Source organism: Rhizobium sp. BK512, assembly GCF_014194915.1.
Lineage (GTDB): Bacteria > Pseudomonadota > Alphaproteobacteria > Rhizobiales > Rhizobiaceae > Rhizobium.
The window spans coordinates 42,569-58,973 of record NZ_JACIAS010000013.1; the positions used below are offsets into that span (position 1 = coordinate 42,569).

11 protein-coding genes are annotated in these 16,405 nt (G+C 58.5%); 6 read left to right on the plus strand and 5 right to left on the minus strand.

The genetic code is table 11. From position 1 onward, the window contains the following. Positions 1-123: 123 nt before the first annotated feature. Genes FHX06_RS32910 through FHX06_RS32920 form a run of 3 tightly spaced genes read right to left on the minus strand, consistent with a single transcriptional unit; the run spans position 124 to position 4,874 of the window. Positions 124-1,818 (minus strand): S8 family serine peptidase, encoded by a 1,695-nt coding sequence (locus FHX06_RS32910; RefSeq protein ID WP_113210296.1) that lies wholly within the window; start codon positions 1,816-1,818, stop codon positions 124-126. 30 nt (positions 1,819-1,848) lie between these two features. Then, on the minus strand, positions 1,849-2,877 hold the full coding sequence (locus FHX06_RS32915) for a phosphatase PAP2 family protein (RefSeq protein WP_183882417.1): 1,029 nt from the start codon (positions 2,875-2,877) through the stop codon (positions 1,849-1,851). A gap of 41 nt (positions 2,878-2,918) precedes the next feature. Continuing rightward, positions 2,919-4,874 carry an SARP family transcriptional regulator gene (locus tag FHX06_RS32920; protein ID WP_113208752.1) on the minus strand — a complete coding sequence of 652 codons (1,956 nt, stop codon included), beginning with the start codon at positions 4,872-4,874 and terminating at the stop codon, positions 2,919-2,921. Positions 4,875-5,690: 816 nt separating this feature from the next. Here FHX06_RS32920 and FHX06_RS32925 point away from each other — a divergent pair. Next, positions 5,691-6,713, plus strand: coding sequence for a class I SAM-dependent methyltransferase (locus FHX06_RS32925; RefSeq protein WP_113210294.1), 1,023 nt, complete (start codon positions 5,691-5,693; stop codon positions 6,711-6,713). A 178-nt stretch (positions 6,714-6,891) separates the two neighbouring features. Here the strand turns inward: FHX06_RS32925 and FHX06_RS32930 are convergent, their stop codons facing one another. Both FHX06_RS32930 and FHX06_RS32935 read right to left on the minus strand, forming a co-directional pair. Beyond that, entirely contained in the window at positions 6,892-7,905 is a 1,014-nt protein-coding gene (locus tag FHX06_RS32930) for an aldo/keto reductase (protein ID WP_113146455.1), read from the minus strand. A gap of 428 nt (positions 7,906-8,333) precedes the next feature. Continuing rightward, positions 8,334-10,574 carry a CDC48 family AAA ATPase gene (locus FHX06_RS32935; RefSeq protein WP_029868930.1) on the minus strand — a complete coding sequence of 747 codons (2,241 nt, stop codon included), beginning with the start codon at positions 10,572-10,574 and terminating at the stop codon, positions 8,334-8,336. Between the two features lie 411 nt (positions 10,575-10,985). Between FHX06_RS32935 and FHX06_RS32940 the strand changes: the two genes are divergently transcribed. From FHX06_RS32940 to FHX06_RS32960, 5 genes are all read left to right on the plus strand, one after another. Continuing rightward, positions 10,986-12,143 (plus strand): Gfo/Idh/MocA family protein, encoded by a 1,158-nt coding sequence (locus FHX06_RS32940; protein ID WP_113146456.1) that lies wholly within the window; start codon positions 10,986-10,988, stop codon positions 12,141-12,143. Between the two features lie 13 nt (positions 12,144-12,156). Further along, positions 12,157-13,041 carry a carbohydrate ABC transporter permease gene (locus tag FHX06_RS32945; RefSeq protein ID WP_112545401.1) on the plus strand — a complete coding sequence of 295 codons (885 nt, stop codon included), beginning with the start codon at positions 12,157-12,159 and terminating at the stop codon, positions 13,039-13,041. After that, positions 13,038-13,895 carry a carbohydrate ABC transporter permease gene (locus tag FHX06_RS32950; RefSeq protein ID WP_112545402.1) on the plus strand — a complete coding sequence of 286 codons (858 nt, stop codon included), beginning with the start codon at positions 13,038-13,040 and terminating at the stop codon, positions 13,893-13,895. Before FHX06_RS32945 ends, FHX06_RS32950 begins: the two co-directional genes overlap by 4 nt. A 76-nt stretch (positions 13,896-13,971) precedes the next feature. Beyond that, positions 13,972-15,177, plus strand: coding sequence for an ABC transporter substrate-binding protein (locus tag FHX06_RS32955; RefSeq protein ID WP_112545497.1), 1,206 nt, complete (start codon positions 13,972-13,974; stop codon positions 15,175-15,177). A gap of 86 nt (positions 15,178-15,263) precedes the next feature. Continuing rightward, a complete protein-coding gene (locus FHX06_RS32960) occupies positions 15,264-16,397 on the plus strand; it encodes an ABC transporter ATP-binding protein (protein WP_112970370.1) in 1,134 nt (377 codons plus the stop codon). Positions 16,398-16,405 lie beyond the last annotated feature (8 nt).

A 16,405-nucleotide genomic window follows, 5' to 3' on the forward strand; every position in this document is an offset into this window, starting at 1 on the left:
CTATTGCTCAAGGGCGTCATCCGCCCGCCAGTTCGGCGTTAAAAATCCGTAAAAAGCGCGTAAACAAAGAAAAAGCCCCCGTGATAAAGGGGGCTTGGATTTTTGAAGGTCACCTACCGGGATTCAGATGGCGAGGGCTGACTGTACCGCGGTTCGCGCATTCGGCAGGCCCGACCCGAAGAAAAAGGCCATATCGATGGCGTCTTCACCTTCGGCGTTCATGCAATCTGCCGTTAGTTTTCTTGTTCCGGGAGCGACAACGGCATCCAGGCGGGATGCTGCTTTCAGAATGGACTTCACACGGGGCCCCGAGAGGCGGTCAGCAGCGTTGTGGCGGCTCTTGTAAGCCCGCTGTATCAGCGCGCAGAGCCCGCCCACTTGTGCCGACGCGCCGGAAGTGCCGCCGAAGCTCGTGTAGTATCCACCCCCGATGCCCGGATTGGTTCCGAAGGGCACGATGGCCGACCATGGATCCGAGCCTTGATCATAGCCAAAAATTCCCGACAGGTCCGTCGTCAGCAGCGAGAAGTGTGAATAGTAGTATTCCCGGCTTCGATGCGTGTTGTAGTCATGCTGTGCGGCAAACGGAGAAAGCCGGTCGAGGCGCAACTGATGCCGGTTGAAGACCTCACCGTCGTTGGAGGGGCAGACCACCGTCAAACCTTCGCCATAATTGCTGTAGCCCGAACGGAAACCTTCCACAGTAACGGCCCCCACGGCGATGATGCCGTTATTGTCGGCGGCAAGATTTGCTGGGTAGATCAGCTGACTTTCCGCACTGTTTCCTGCGGCACAGACGATAGGGATCTGGCGACTGATAGCGAGGATGAGCTGTTTGAGGATGTGCCAAGGGCGGTCGGGATTGGAGCCTTTCTGCGATGCCTTTGGCTCCAGTTCGGGCGCACCCAGGTCGGCGAAGGCAATGCGCGTGAAGAGATTGGCGGCATCCTGGTTCTTCCAGAGTTCCAGGTCGGCCTTCAACTCGTTCTTTGGATCGACCACACCGCGTATCGGGTCCGGCAGGCCACGCGGTAGGACGATCACGTCCGCCTTCTGATGATAGGCATAGAGAAAGGCCGCAATGAACTGCCTGACATCGTCTTCGAAGGACGTTCTGATCGAGATGAGCCTCGAGAAAGGGTCAACCCCGAAATAAGGGATGACATTACGGTTGCCGCTCGTGCGCAACTCCTCGCCATCGCCGTAAAAAGCTCCTTCCGGCGGAAGAGCGGGCGTACCTTCTTCCGAAACGACGGCGGGTTCGCCGACGATCAGCCCCGCACAGCAGGTACCATGCGATGCAAAAAGCGATTCCGGATTGTAGAGCCGCCGCAAAACGCCCTCCGATGCGGCATATTCGGCAACGAGATCACTGAGATAATCTCCATCGTCGTTTGAAAGGCCGATATTTCCGAGCGGAGCGATGTTGAGTCCGGAAAAGAAGGCATGCTTTTCTTCTCGGTCAAATGAGCTGGTCGTATCGAGAATTTCGAGAATGCGTGCGCCGTAGCGATGCGTCGTCAAGTCGATTGACGCCTCCCGGTCGAGCCGTGTCGCAAGATTGGGATGATCTGCAGATACACCCACATCGATCAAAGCAACGCGAGCGGGTCGCAACGGGCCGGCAGAGGCGATATCATCCCAGACAGTGCCGGTGATGATGGGATCGGGCAGCGCGCGTGCCGCGCTCTCATCGGGCATGGGTGGAACAAGCGGAGGCGATCCATATTCGGCGTCGACCACGCCAAGCGCGGTCAAGTGCCAGAGATAATAGTAGTTTATCGGCGTGAGCTCGGGCATTTGCGATTGATCCGTCATGGTTTTACCCCTGTTGAGCAGCTGGCGAATTCAGACCCATTCGTGGTGCACGGCCTGGAACAAAGGACCGAAGGCATCGTGGAGGTAGGGAGCGAAGCGGCGGGCGAGATCGCGACCGGCCTGCGTGTCACTCGGATAATGGAGACCAGCCCATTCGCGGTTCTCTGCGACGTTCTGGGCAATGCGGGCAAGCTCGTCGGTGGCCGGATGTTCCGGTAGGATCGTCGAGAACGCGAAAGCGATCGAAAAGCACTGGAAGGCGTGGTTGCTGGGATAGGATTCATGCACCGGCACGGCCAGCAATGGCCGCAGCATGGGCTCGAACTGATTTGGCCGCTGTCGGTTGAATTTGCTCTTGTAAATCAGCCCGACATATTCGCAGGCCGTCAGGATCGCCTGGAAAAGTCCTTCCGTCTGCTCGTAACCGCCAAGATCCTCGATGTACAATGCTCGCGTGAATTCCGAGACCGAGATTGTCGACTCGAGCTGGATGTCGGGCAGTCGCCGCACACGTTCGCGGTCGCGTCGCTGCATCGAGAGCAGCACCGTCGTTTCGAGACGGGTATAATCCGGGCCGGGCGGCGGCAATATATCCAGCATTTCCCACGTAAAACGTCGCGCTGCGGTATAGGCGTTGCGTGACGGTTGCTGGTGCAGCCGCCGCAATTCGAAGGCGGGGATAAGCTGCGACACGCCGAGGCTGGCGCCATCCATAGTCGACTTGTTCTTGTTCTTATTTTTATTTTTATTCTTGTTTTTGTTCAGCGACGTCTTGTTGAGCACGGACTTGTTCGCCACGCTCTTGTTGAGGACCGAGGCGGCGGCCATCGTCGCCATCATGGGACCTGCATCGGGCGATTCCTCCTGTCCCGTGTTGAGCGTAAGTGCAGTTTCGGAGGTTGCTGTCGGGGCAATCGGCGGTACACCAGCGACAGGAGCCGTCCCTTCGTCCTCCCTCGGTTCACATGGAAGAACCGCATCCGGCTCAATCTTGAATTTGTAGTGATTGAGGAATAAGACAATTTTTGATTGTGGATCTGGGGTTATTTCCGCTTCCATTGCAGCCTCCTTGTGCAAAGTTCAGAAAAATTATCCGGGGTTCAGCGCAGCTTGGCGCCGGCCTTCACCAAACCGTCGATCAAGATCTGGCCGCCGCCTGTATTAAGGAGCGGATAGCCGCTAGCTCGGAAGGCGTTGATGGAGAAGCCGTCCTCGACTGCCGCAAGTCGCTGCAGATAGTGGCGTGCGCCGCCGAGATCATCGAGGTGCGCATGACTTGAGGCGAGGTAGCGTAGCAGGCTGTTGAACTTCGGCCGTGCCCGCAAGGCCTCTTCGCCGGCAGCTATGGCTGCTGCGTGATCACCGGCAAGTGCTGCTGCTATGCATTTCGTCGTGTCAAAGTAGTATTTGTGTGGGCTGTAGACGCCGAGTTCTTGCACCCAACGCGCCATAGCCATGGCCTTGTCCGGCTGGCCTGCATAGCAGTGGAGCATCGCGTAGAGATCCCAACTGAGCGGCAGGGCCGGGTTCAGACGGATCGATTTTTCGAACAGGTTGGCTGCATAATCATACTCGCCGAAAAGGAACGAGTGGACATGGCCGACAAGCGCGAGTGATACGGAATTGTGCGGATCGATTTCCAACGCCTTGCGCGCGTAGGACTGGGCTTCCTCGATCAGATGCGCATCAAGCGCGTTGAACCGTTGGCCGACCTGGAACGTTCGGATGAAGGACAACCACGCAAAAGTCGATGACCGTGGTTCATGCTGGATCTGTTCTTCGAGGCGTTGCTCGGCGTTAGCGAGGTCGTCACGCGACAGGCGAAAGATCGCATTGACGGCGTCGATCAGGAGGCCATCCTGCGACAGTCGATTGTCGTTTGACTGGGTCTCCTGGAAATAGGCCAGTTGATCGACGGCCTGGCTGATCAGTGCAGCGGCGATGCCGAACTCGCCCCGCTCGAATTGCGTGCGGCTCATTGCCTGACTGCCGAGCCAATGAATACGGTTGTTGATCAGGTGCTTCATCACCAGTTCGACGAGCACCATGCTACCGTCAAATGTTAGCCGAAGCTGAAGGGACATCGGAAGGCTGATCTGCCCCTCGCTCTCCTCAACATCCGGCAAAGTAAAAGAGAGGTCGGTGACGCCAATGGCGAGCCCATCGGTGACGGCTTTTGCAATGAGATTCTGGAACCGCGTGGCAGCAATTTGTCCGCCATCTCCGGCACCTATCACGATGGGGGACTGAAGAGCCATGACCCATCGCCAGCCGCCGTCGCCTCGTCGGCGATATGTCTCGCTGCCGCCAGTCTCCGCGGCTTTGCCCTGTCTTGGCGCATCCCGGGATGCTGTAAGGGGCAGCAGCGTGGAATGTCTGGCGATATCACGGTTCGGTTCTTGACGGGGTTCGAATACATCATGGACCTGGCCTTCATCGAGGCGGCGATACCAGTTCTGCCGTTCAAGCGTTAGCCAGTCCTCGAATTCCGGATCGCGGATGTCGATGCCTTCGAGCAATTCGTCGGTGATTTGATCAGCCGATCGCTCCGTCCGAACCAACACGTCGGTGTCCAGGACAAGCCGGTCCATATCCAGCCAAACGGTATTCTTGTCGGCTACCAGGAGATTACGAGCCGGTCCCAGAGTCTTGTGGATGTCCAGAAGGGCCTGACGCAGACTCGCTGCGGCCTGGTCGTCAGAACGATCACTCCACAGTTTGTCCCTGAGCCAGATCCTCGAGCGCGAACCACGGGCAGACAACGCAAGCATTGCCAAAAGGGCCTGGGCTTTTTTGGATTTCGGAGTAACCGACCGTCCTGCGGCGTCCACCAGGGCAAATGGCCCGAGCAGGAACATCCGAAACGGATTTTGCTCCTTGTTCATGCGATCCACCGGCCCCGCCCCCGTTGGCTCCGGTACGCTCGTGTGGCAGCCCGAAGATCTAGCATCCGGAGTCCACTCTGTCACAACTGAAGCGTCTGGCAAGCAACCGACAAGAGAAATCGGCATTTCGAAAGGTATACGGGTGACCTGGCGATGATTGAACTGAAGCATAACTGGCTGAAATCCCTCCGCGTAACTTCGCAGACCGGCGGTAGCACCCTGGCGTCAAAGCAGCGTCAAAGGAATGTTGTACGCCTTCGGTCACCTTTCAGGCGCTCCCGAAGTTTCCGATACGCTTCTTTGTCGTTTGTCCGCTTTTCGGATCAGACATGCAGATGATGCTGCAGCGGCATTCTGAATGGTGACGTGTCATCAGTCCGGTAGCCTCTTCGCGTTACTGTTTGATTGGAGAGGCTTTTTAGCTATTGCGCGAAAGTGTCTGTAACAATGCCTTTCAAAAATCGGCCTCGTTCGCTGTAACAGAGCGGTCTGCCTACGTACTTGCGGCGCGGCATCTAGATCTCGGGAGGGGCGGGGAGAGGGCGCCGAAACAAAACACGGTTGGGTCGCATGGCCTCTTTCATCCGACGAAGGGTTCTCCACGGCCACAAGCTGCGTCGTTACCGGCTCAAGAACTCCGTGTTACACGCGGGCGCGCAACGCGGGCCTCGGAGATGGCCTGCCGCCTTTGCAATGTTTGTCGCCACCGCTGCATAGGGATTGTCGTCGTTAACGAGAGGAAAGCTGACGGCACCGATCGAGGCTGCCGAACTCCATAGCGCGGCCGGAGAGACCCTATTTCATGTCTCTAACCAGGTCTTTGAGGCGTGGCAGCCGACCCGACGCTCGGGGAGTTGTGCCGTGCAAGATGGAGCGCGCAGTCACCCGATAGGGTTAGCGCAATATGTATTGTAGAAGGCGCGAATATACGCATAATTTCTGCGGCTGGCATCACGAGACAAGATCACTCGAGGCTCGGGGGATTCCATGGAAACAAATGTTGCGGACGCCCATGCTGGCGCAGTATCGCCCGAGCTCGTGGTCGAGGCACTGTTTGCCTGCCGAAAGACGGCAGCGATCAGGGCGGCCATCGAGCTCGATCTCTTTACGCATATCGGCGAGGGCAAGACGGCGGCGCTGCTGGCATCGGCAATAGCCGCCTCGGAGCGCGGGGTGCGCATCCTCTGCGACTATCTTGTGGTTCATGGCTTCCTGACAAAGGAGAGCGGACAGTATCGAATGACGCCCTCGACCAGGATGTTCCTCGATCGCAATTCGCCTGCCTATATGGGCTCTGCGGTCGAGTTCATCGCCGCGCCGGAAGTACTGGATAATTTTCTGCGCGATCCGGCCGCGATCGTGCGAAACGGCGGCTCGGCCGGGCTTGCGAACATGTCGGCAGATAACCCTGTCTGGGTGAAGTTTGCCCGCGGCATGGGCTCATTTACCGGGCTTAGCGCCAAAGTGCTGGCTGGCGAAATCTCCGGCTGGCCGAGGTCTCCCAAAAAGGTGTTGGACATCGCCGCAGGTCCAGGCGTTTTCGGCATCGAAATTGCGAAGGCCATTCCGTCGGCGGAGATCGTCGCCGTCGACTGGGCTGCCGTATTGGAACTGTCGCGGCAGAATGCGCAACAGGCTGGCGTGGCTGACCGATACCGGACGATCGCCGGCAGTGCCTTCGATGTGGAGTGGGGCACGGACTATGATCTCGTTATGCTTCCAAACTTTCTGCACCACTTCGATTTGCCGACCTGCGCCCAACTGCTGCGAAGGATCATTGCGAGCCTTGCAGAACAAGGCCGAATCGTCGCGGTCGATTTCGTGCCGAACGAAGACGGCGTGTCGCCGCCTTTTCCCGCGGCCTTCTCCTGGGAGATGCTCGCCGGCACGCCGGCGGGCCAGGCCTATACGCAAAGTGAGCTGACTGAGATGGCAAGACTGGCCGGCCTTACCGGCGTCAAGGTCAGGCCGTTACCGCCGACTCCCGCAAGCCTCATTCTCTTTGAATAGCCACGGTCGTCTGCTTGGCCGGCCAACACTGTCGGGTCGCGCACGACACTTTAACGGGTGAGTTCATGCTGAACCCACCCGGCTCCACGTCAAAATCGCATAATCAACATTATGGAACCAAACGGCCTAAGCCGTGCCTTCGGATGCACAGGCCAGCACCAGTCTTTATCGCCTACCCTTACTCCAGAAAGGGAAACGGTGCTTCGGGGTGAACGAGACCGGCGTGACGGATCTCACGCCAGAAGTCGTGCGGGATGACTTCTTCGAGCGCGGCGCGGTCCTCGGCGATGCGGTCGGGCTTGCTTGCGCCGGGAATGACGGCGGCGACTGCGGGGTTTGCGAGCGCGAATTGAAGGCCGGCTGCCTTCATGCTTACGCCGTGGCGATCGGCGATAGCCTTGATGCGCGCGACTTTGTCGAGGATCGCAGGTGTTGCGGGGGCGTATTCGAAATTCGGCCCACCTACGAGTGCGCCCGAGCTATAGGGACCGCCGACAACAATGCCTAGACCGCGTTCGGAGACTTGGGGCATGACGCGCTGAAGTGCGCGCTCGTGGTCGAGCAGCGTGTAGCGGCCGGCAAGGAGGAAGCCATCCGGGCGCGGACCGTCCAGCGCCAGTAGCAATTCAATGGGCTCGACACGGTTAACGCCGAGGCCCCAGGCCTTTATCACACCTTCGTCGCGCAGCCGATCGAGTGCCTTGAAGGCTCCTTTACGCGCGCTTTCGAAAACGCCGAGCCATTCGTCGCCGTAAAAATCCTGGGCGACGTCATGAACGAAGGCGAGTTCGATGCGGTCAGTGTTCAGCCGCTTCAGGCTGTCCTCGATCGAGCGCAGGGTGGCGTCTTCCGAGTAGTCGTTGATGATCTTGTTGGGGCGGCCGTATTTGAAGACCTCGCCTTTCTCGCCAAGATCCCGGGCGCTGACATCCTCAATCTCGTCGAGAATGATGCGACCGACCTTGGTGCTGATCACATATTGGTCGCGAGGCTTGTTCGCCAGCGCTTCGCCCATGCGGATCTCCGCAAGGCCGGCGCCGTAAAAGGGGGCATTGTCGTAGTAGCGTATACCGTCGCTCCAGGCGGCTTCCACGGTGGCGATTGCTTCCTGTTCGGGAATATCGCGGAACATATTGCCGAGAGGGGCTGCGCCGAAGCCAAGCCGGCTCGGCAGAATATCCTTGAGAGTCATTGGCTTATCCTTTGGTTGTCTGCAAAAGCGCCATGCACGAAAACGTTGCTCTTTGTCGGCTGTGTGGGAACTCGAACGACACCGGGACGGATGCATCGACCAGCAGCGTCGAGGGAATTTGATCTCCATTCCCTTGCACTCTACCGAGCTCTGGACGATCGGCAATGCTATCCTGATTGGTGATGTCGCTTGCCCCGCCCGCCCCTGCTCTTCATGCTCTGGCTGTCGGGAGTTAGTCCCCGGTCCCCGTTAATGGTTGCAAGGGTTCCTGCTCTTGATGAGAACCGGATGGCGAGCAATGCAGGCACTGCTAAATGCCAGGGTTGAAGGGCGCCTCCCCGTATCGCTGGAATAGCAGGTGCGGCCGCAAATAATCGCGCCGCCATTGCCAAAGCTGAGCGCGATTATGACGGTCTTTTTGCTTTGCGTTACTTCGCAAGGCGCAAAGGCGTGAAACCGATCTGCATCTTCTGCGGGTTCTCCTGCCTCAGGGTCCGCAGCATGTCCTCGTATTCCCGTTCGACTTCGGGCGTTACGGACGGACGGACCTCTTGGAGAGCCATGGCAAAGTCTTCCTTTGAGACCGTCGACGCGTCGATCGATTGCCTGAGTGCGATAAGCCCGGCTCGGCGGGTCAGGTCTTCCAGGTCCGCGCCGGTAAACCGCTCCGTTTTCTCAGCGAGGTCATCCAAACTGACATCATCGGCCAGTGGCATTTTCCGCGTATGGATACCCAGGATCTTACGACGCCCAGTCAAGTCCGGCACCGGAACATAAACAAGCTCATCAAAACGCCCCGGCCGCAGGAGTGCGGGGTCGAGCAGGTTAGGCCGGTTCGTCGCCCCCATCACGACCACGCCTTGCATATCCTCCAAACCGTCCATTTCAGCCAACAGCGTGTTGACAACTCTTTCGGTGACGGCCGGCTCGCCAAGTCCGCCGCCTCTGGCCGGTGCCAGGGAATCAATCTCGTCAATGAAGATGACCGTCGGCGCGACTTGACGGGCGCGCTCAAAAAGCCGCGAGACCTGCTGTTCGGATTCACCATACCATTTGGACAGCAGGTCAGAGGACTTTGTGGCGACAAAATTTGCCTCGGCCTCACGAGCGACTGCCTTTGCGAGCAGCGTTTTGCCGGTTCCAGGGGGCCCGAAAAGCAGGAAGCCTTTAGCTGGCCGAATTCCCATCCGCTTGAATGACTGTGGCGACCGCAGGGGTAATTCCACCCCTTCTTTAAGTTTCAGCTGCGCATCATCGAGCCCCCCGACATCGTCCCAGCGCACATTTGGCGCCTGAATCATGATTTCGCGCAGTGCAGACGGCTGGATCCGCTTCATCGCTGAATTGAAGTCATCTTGGGACACTGTGAGTTTTTCCAGAACTTCTGCGGGGATACCCTCCTTGAGATTGATGTCCGGCAGGACGCGACGAAGTGCATCCATGGCGGCCTCACGCACGAGTGCTCCCAAGTCGGCGCCAACAAAGCCGTAGGTCGTTCGCGCTATTTCGTCCAAATCGGCGCCTTCAGCCAGAGGCATGCCGCGCGTATGGATCGCTAGAACCTCCCGCCGGCCATTCTGATCAGGCACGCCAATCACGATTTCGCGGTCGAAACGCCCCGGGCGTCGAAGGGCCTCGTCGATTGCATCACGCCGGTTGGTGGCACCGATAACGACGATGTTCTGTCTCGGCTCAAGGCCATCCATGAGAGTGAGCAGCTGAGCGACGATCCGGCGCTCGACCTCCCCCGTTACCTGCTCCCTCTTTGGCGCAATCGAATCGATCTCGTCAATGAATATAATGGAAGGTGCGTTTTGCGAGGCTTCCTGGAAAACCTGCCGCAGACGCTCTTCAGATTCACCGTATTTACTGCCCATAATCTCTGGGCCAGCGATATGGTAGAAGTTCGCTTCCGTCTCGTTTGCCACTGCGCGGGCCAGAAGTGTTTTGCCAGTCCCTGGAGGCCCGTAGAGAAGAACCCCCTTCGGTGGATCGATGCCGAGGCGCTGAAAGAGTTCGGGATGACGAAGTGGAAGCTCGACCATCTCGCGAACCTGCTCGACAGAGGATCCAAGACCACCGATATCGTCGTAGGTCACGTCGGCTCGTCGAGCTTCTCTGGGTTCCTCGAACTGTGGACGAAGCTCGATAGCCGTGTCTTCGGTAACCTGCACGATGCCGCGCGGCTGTGTGGATACGACGACCAGCCTGATTTCTTGAAGGCCATAGGCCTGAAGCAACTGAGGATCGCGGCTGCGCTGTTGCACCGACGTCGAAATCACATCACCTGCCACCATGGGGCGATACATGAAAGTCCGCAGGAGCGCGTCGCCCGAGCCTTGAAGCACCATGTTTTTCTGAGCCGGCGCAAGGACGATCCGGGTTGCTGGACGCGCGTCCGCTTTGCGAATTTCGATATGATCGCCGCTCGTGGCGCCCGCATTCACGCGCTGGAGACCATCTAGCCGGATGATGTTCAGTCCCTCGTCTTCCGGATAGGGCCGGACTGCGAGTGCGGCGGTATGGCGCTTACCAATCAGTTCGACCAGATCGCCCTCCGAAAGCCCGAGCTTGCTCATCGCTGCGGTTGGCAGCCGCGCTATGCTTGCTCCAGCATCCTGCGGACGCATGTTGGCGACCTGGAGCGTTAGATCATCGGAACCGGACATGAGGCCTCCCCAAAAGAGCGTGAAACAATCAAGACAAACCTAGCGTCCTGATGAGAAAGGCAAGCGAGTTTGGTTTGGGGTCTGATGACGAAAAGCCCGACGGGAAACAGATGGCGCGGCCCTGCCGGCGATAGAGACATCGACGCCTGCGCATGCCACCCAGAAGCACTGTCAACGCGGCCAATATCCTGTTTCCTGTAAGGCATCTCGCCGGACCGCTCGGCACGGAGAGGCCGCCATCGCATCGATCGGTCGCACCCCGGCTTGCGCTTCAACCGCAAGCCGCGCTCATATCGGGCTTGATGAAAATTAATTTCATCAATTCGTCTTCAGCCCCGTTTTCGGTTGACGGCCCCTGATTTTTGTCCCAACCTGAAGAAAATAAATTACGAAATTGGGAACGACTTTAGCATGAAAGTGGGAATCATTGGGCTGGGATTCCGGCTCGGCTATCTTGGCTATGTCTTCAAGGCTATCGACAGCAGCTTCGAGATTGTCGGTTATGTCGATCCGGACCCTGCGGGGCTGCCGGGACTGACGGAAAACGGCGTCTCTGCCGGCACGGCCTATGGTTCGCCGCAGGAGCTCCTCGCTTCCGAAAAGCTCGATCTCCTGATGATCGGCTCTCCCAACCACATGCATCTCGATCATATTCGCCTCGGCCTTGAGGCAGGCCTCAAGGTCTTCTGCGAAAAGCCGATCGTCACCACGATCGCCGAGAGCATCGAACTTGCCCACCTGATGGCAAAGTTCGGCCATGAAAGGCTGATGGTCGGTCTCGTGCTGCGCTACTCGCCTCTTTATAAGGATCTGCGCGCCGTCCAGGCCGAAGGCAAGCTCGGCAAAATCGTCTCCATCGAAGCCTCCGAACATATCGAGCCCTATCACGGCGCCTTCTTCATGCGCGACTGGCGCCGCTACGAGCGCTATTCCGGCAGCTTCATGCTGGAGAAATGCTGCCACGACCTAGACCTTTATAATGGTGTGGTCGGCGCCCGCCCCGAACGTGTTGCAAGCTTCGGCGGCCGCAAGAGCTTTATCCCCGCCAACGACCCGGCGCGCGAAGGAATCAACGATCTGGAACTCTTCCATCGCAAGCCGAGCGGCTGGATGGGCTCGGACAAGGTATTCGACAGCGATGCCGACATTATCGATTACCAGGTGGCGATCGTCGAATACGCCAATGGCGTCGGCATGAATTTTCACACCAACCTGAATGTTCCCGACCAGTTCCGCCGCTTCGCCATCATGGGCTCGCGCGGCATGGCAGAAGGCGATTTTGTCCGCGGCTATCTTGACGTTCATGAGCAGTTGACCGGCAACAAGATCGTCGAAAACAAATATGCCGCGACCGAGCTGTCGCAGCATTATGGCGCAGACGAGCAGATGGCAGCCGATATTCTGCAAAGCGTGCGCACCGGGTCGGAACTCCCGGTCTCCACGCTGAACGCATTGGAGGCAGGCATTCTGGCGCTCGCCATGGATGAAGCCCGCATGAAGAAGGCCGTAATCGACCTTCGTCCCATCTGGGACCGGTTCGACGAGGCGCTACACTCCAGAGCGGCCTGAGGAGACCGGCAAGATGAGTGCCCAGAAAAGTGCCGTCATCTTCGCCTGGATCCTTCTCCTTCCAGCTGTCCTTTACGTGCTCGCGATCGTCGCCTATCCGCTGGTCGACACGTTCATCCTGTCGTTTACGGATGCATCGCTGCGTAAGGTGACGAACTGGGTCGGCTGGGCCAATTACGAGAAGATCTTCAACAACACGTTCGCGGAAGTCATTCTGCGAACCTTCATCTGGACCTTCTTTTCGGTCGCCCTGAAGATGATCATCGGCACGTTCGGTGCCGCAATGTTGAATGCTGCCGTACCCGGCCGGTCGCTGTTTCGACTGCTGACCATGCCGCCGTGGATCGTGCCGATGGCTATCGGCATCTTCATGTGGGGCTGGATGTATAATGGCCAGTTCGGAATGATTTCCGGGCTGCTGCAGCGCTTCGGCCTCGTCGATGGCCCGGTCGCCTTCCTCGCCTATGGCAGCACTGCCTTCTGGGCGACGATCGTCACCGACGTCTGGATCGGCGTGCCGCTGGTGACGATCTACTTCCTCGCTGCAATCCAGTCGATCCCGAAGGATCTCTACGAAGCAGCATGGACCGACGGCGCCGGCCGCTGGTACCGTTTCCGCCGCATCACACTGCCGCTCATGGTTCCCGCCATTATCACAATGTCGATGCTGTCGCTGATTGCGACCTTCAATTCCTTCGACATTATCTGGATCCTGACGCAGGGTGGTCCGAGCGGCGAAACGACGACGATGATCATCGATACCTATCAGACGGCTATCGGCTCGAAGAAATATGGCGAAGGGGCAGCGCGTGCGGTGCTGATCTGCATCTTCCTGTCGCTCTTCTGCTTCGCCTATTTCCGTGTCACCCGCCGCCTGAACCCGGAGAAGCGCGCATGAGCAGCCGTCCCATGATCGATCGCTACAGCTGGTGGGAAATCATCCTCATCTATTGCGGCATAGCGATCTTCCTGTTCTTCGTGCTGTCGCCCTTCGTCGAAGGCTTCCTGGTGTCGCTGAAGCCGCTCAGCCAGCTCTTCTCCTCGCCCTACCGATTCTGGCCGGAAAACGGTTCGTTCGAAGCTTACCGGACGATGTGGATCAGCGTGCCGGGCTTCGGTCGCTACATCTTCAACTCGTTCTTCATCTCGATCATCGTCACCGTCATCGTGCTCTGCCTCGTCATTCCGGCATCCTATGCCTTTGCGAAATTCGAGTTCAGGGGCATGGGCATCCTGCTCGGTGCCTTCCTGACGGTGAACATGTTCTCCGGTGCCGTCCTGCTCATCCCGCTCTTCCGCCTGATGCGCAGCATCGGTGTTCTGAACACCTATCTTGCGATGATCGTGCCGGGCGTCGCCTTCCTGATCCCGTCGGCGATCTGGCTGCTGCGCACCTACATGATCCGCATCCCTCAAGAACTCAACGAAGCGGCCTACATGGATGGCGCCAGCCATTTCTATACGCTGCGCCGCGTCATTCTGCCCATTGCGATGCCGGGGATTATCGTCGTCGCGATCACCACCTTCATCGGTGCCTATGCGCAGCAGTTCATCTTCGCGCTGACCTTCAACTCGAAGACTGAATACATGCCCCTGCCGGTGGGACTCTTTGCTTACTTCGGCAAGCAGGAGGTCATCTGGAACGAACTGATGGCGGCCTCCTTCGTCGGCATCGCGCCGGCGATGATCGTCATCTTCTTCCTTCAGCGCTATCTCGTCGGCGGCCTGACCGCCGGTGCGGTGAAACAATAAGACCAACAATAAAGAGTGAACAGCTAACAACGAGAATGGGAGTAACGACGTGAGCATTACCATCAAGACAGGCCTTATGGCGCTCGCCCTGCTTGGTTCGACGGCGTTGACTGCGGTCACGGCCCAGGCAGCCGACAAGGAAATCAGCTGGATCTATTGCGGCGACACGATCGACCCGATCCACACCAAATACATCAAGGAATGGGAATCCAAGAACGCCGGCTGGAAGGTTACGCCGGAAGTCGTCGGCTGGGCGCAGTGCCAGGACAAGGCAACGACGCTGGCTGCCGCCGGCACGCCGGTCGCCATGGCCTATGTCGGCTCGCGCACGCTGAAGGAGTTCGCACAGAACGACCTCATCGTCCCCGTTCCGATGACCGATGACGAGAAGAAGGGCTATTACCCGCATATCGTCGACACGGTCACTTTCGACGGCAATCAGTGGGGCGTTCCGATCGCCTTCTCCACCAAGGCGCTTTACTGGAACAAGGACCTCTTCAAGCAGGCCGGCCTCGATCCCGAGACGCCGCCGAAAACCTGGGCTGAAGAAATCCAGATGGCAAAGACCATCAAGGAAAAGACCGGCATTCCTGGCTTTGGTCTTTCCGCCAAGACCTTCGACAACACGATGCACCAGTTCATGCATTGGGTTTATACCAATAACGGTGCCGTCACCGATGCCGAAGGCAAGATCACGCTCGACAGCCCCCAGATCCTTGCGGCGCTGAAGGCATACAAGGATATTTCAGCCTCTGCCGAAGAAGGCCCAACAGCCTATGAGCAGAACGAAGTCCGCGCCATCTTCCTCGATGGCAAGGTCGCGATGATCCAGGCCGGCTCGGGTGCCGCCTATCGCCTGAAAGACACGAAGATCAACTGGGGCGTCACCACGCTGCCGCTCGGTCCGGATGCCAAGGGCGCAGGCACGCTTCTCATCACCGACAGCCTTGCGATCTTCAAGGGCTCTGGTGTCGAGGACAAGGCGACAGAATTCGCCAAGTACATCACCTCACCTGACATCCAGGGCGAATACGAGCTGCAGGGCGGCGCAGGCCTCACCCCGCTGCGTCCGTCTGCAAAGGTCGACGAATTCGTTGCCAAGGATCCCTTCTGGAAGCCCTTCATCGAGGGCATCAGCTATGGTGGTCCCGAGCCGCTGTTCACCGACTATAAGGGCTTCCAGAACTCGATGATCGAGATGGTCCAGTCCGTCGTCACCGGTAAGGCCGAGCCTGAAGCCGCCCTGAAGAAGGCTGCCGGCGAGATCGAAGCCTTCAAGTAAACCGATGTCGAGGATCGCAGGTCGACGATCTGCGATCCTCACCGACCAAACTCTTGCGTATTCAGGCCGGGACCGGAGACAGATTTTTGGGACAGCTTCAGCTCAACAAGGTTCAAAAATTCTATGGCGACTACGAAGTTCTCAAGGGCGTCGAACTCGATGTCCGGGACGGCGAGTTCGTCGTCTTCGTCGGGCCTTCGGGATGCGGCAAGTCCACCCTCCTGCGCATGATCGCAGGTCTCGACGCAACGAGCAAAGGCGACATCATCATCAATGGCGTCAGGGTCAACGACCTGCCACCGGTCAAGCGCGGCATCGCCATGGTCTTCCAGTCTTACGCGCTCTATCCGCATATGACTGTTTTCGAGAACATCGCCTTCCCTCTTCGTGTCGAGCGGATGGAGGAGGAAAAGCTCAAGGCCAAGGTCGAGAATGCCGCACGCATCCTGCATCTCGAAACGCGGTTGCAGCAGAAGCCCGGCATGCTCTCCGGCGGACAGCGCCAGCGCGTCGCAATCGGCCGCGCCATCGTTCGCGAACCTAAGATCTTCCTGTTCGACGAGCCTCTTTCCAACCTTGATGCCGCCCTCCGCGCCGACATGCGCATCGAACTTGCCAAGCTGCACCGGCAGCTGAAGGCGACGATGATCTATGTGACGCACGACCAGGTGGAAGCCATGACAATGGCCGACCGCATCGTCGTGCTGGATGCCGGCAATATTTCACAGACCGGCGCGCCGCTTGAGCTCTACCACAAGCCCGCCAACCAGTTCGTTGCCGGCTTCATCGGCAATCCGAAAATGAATTTCCTGCCCGTGACCTGCACGTCCGCAAGCGAGGCAGGCGCGACCGTCGATTATCGCGGCCAGACGGCAACCCTGCCGGTAAAGCCGCGAGACGGTATGGTCGGCAAGATGATGACGCTTGGTATCCGGCCCGAGCATATCCAGCTCGGATCCGGTGAAATTTCGCTGACCGTTACACCCAGCGTTATTGAACGGCTTGGGGCCAACACCGTGGCCTATGCGGCACTCGGCAGCGAAACGGAAAACTTCTGCGCCATGCTGCCCGGCAGTGTCGGCATCCGTGCGGACACGCCGGTTGCCGTTGGCATCAATGCTGCCGATTGCCATCTCTTCGATGCGGAAGGCATAGCGTTCGAACGTCGTGTCGAACTCACAGATATCGATATGAACCTGTTGGCTCCGGCAACGGCCTGAGCGGCCGA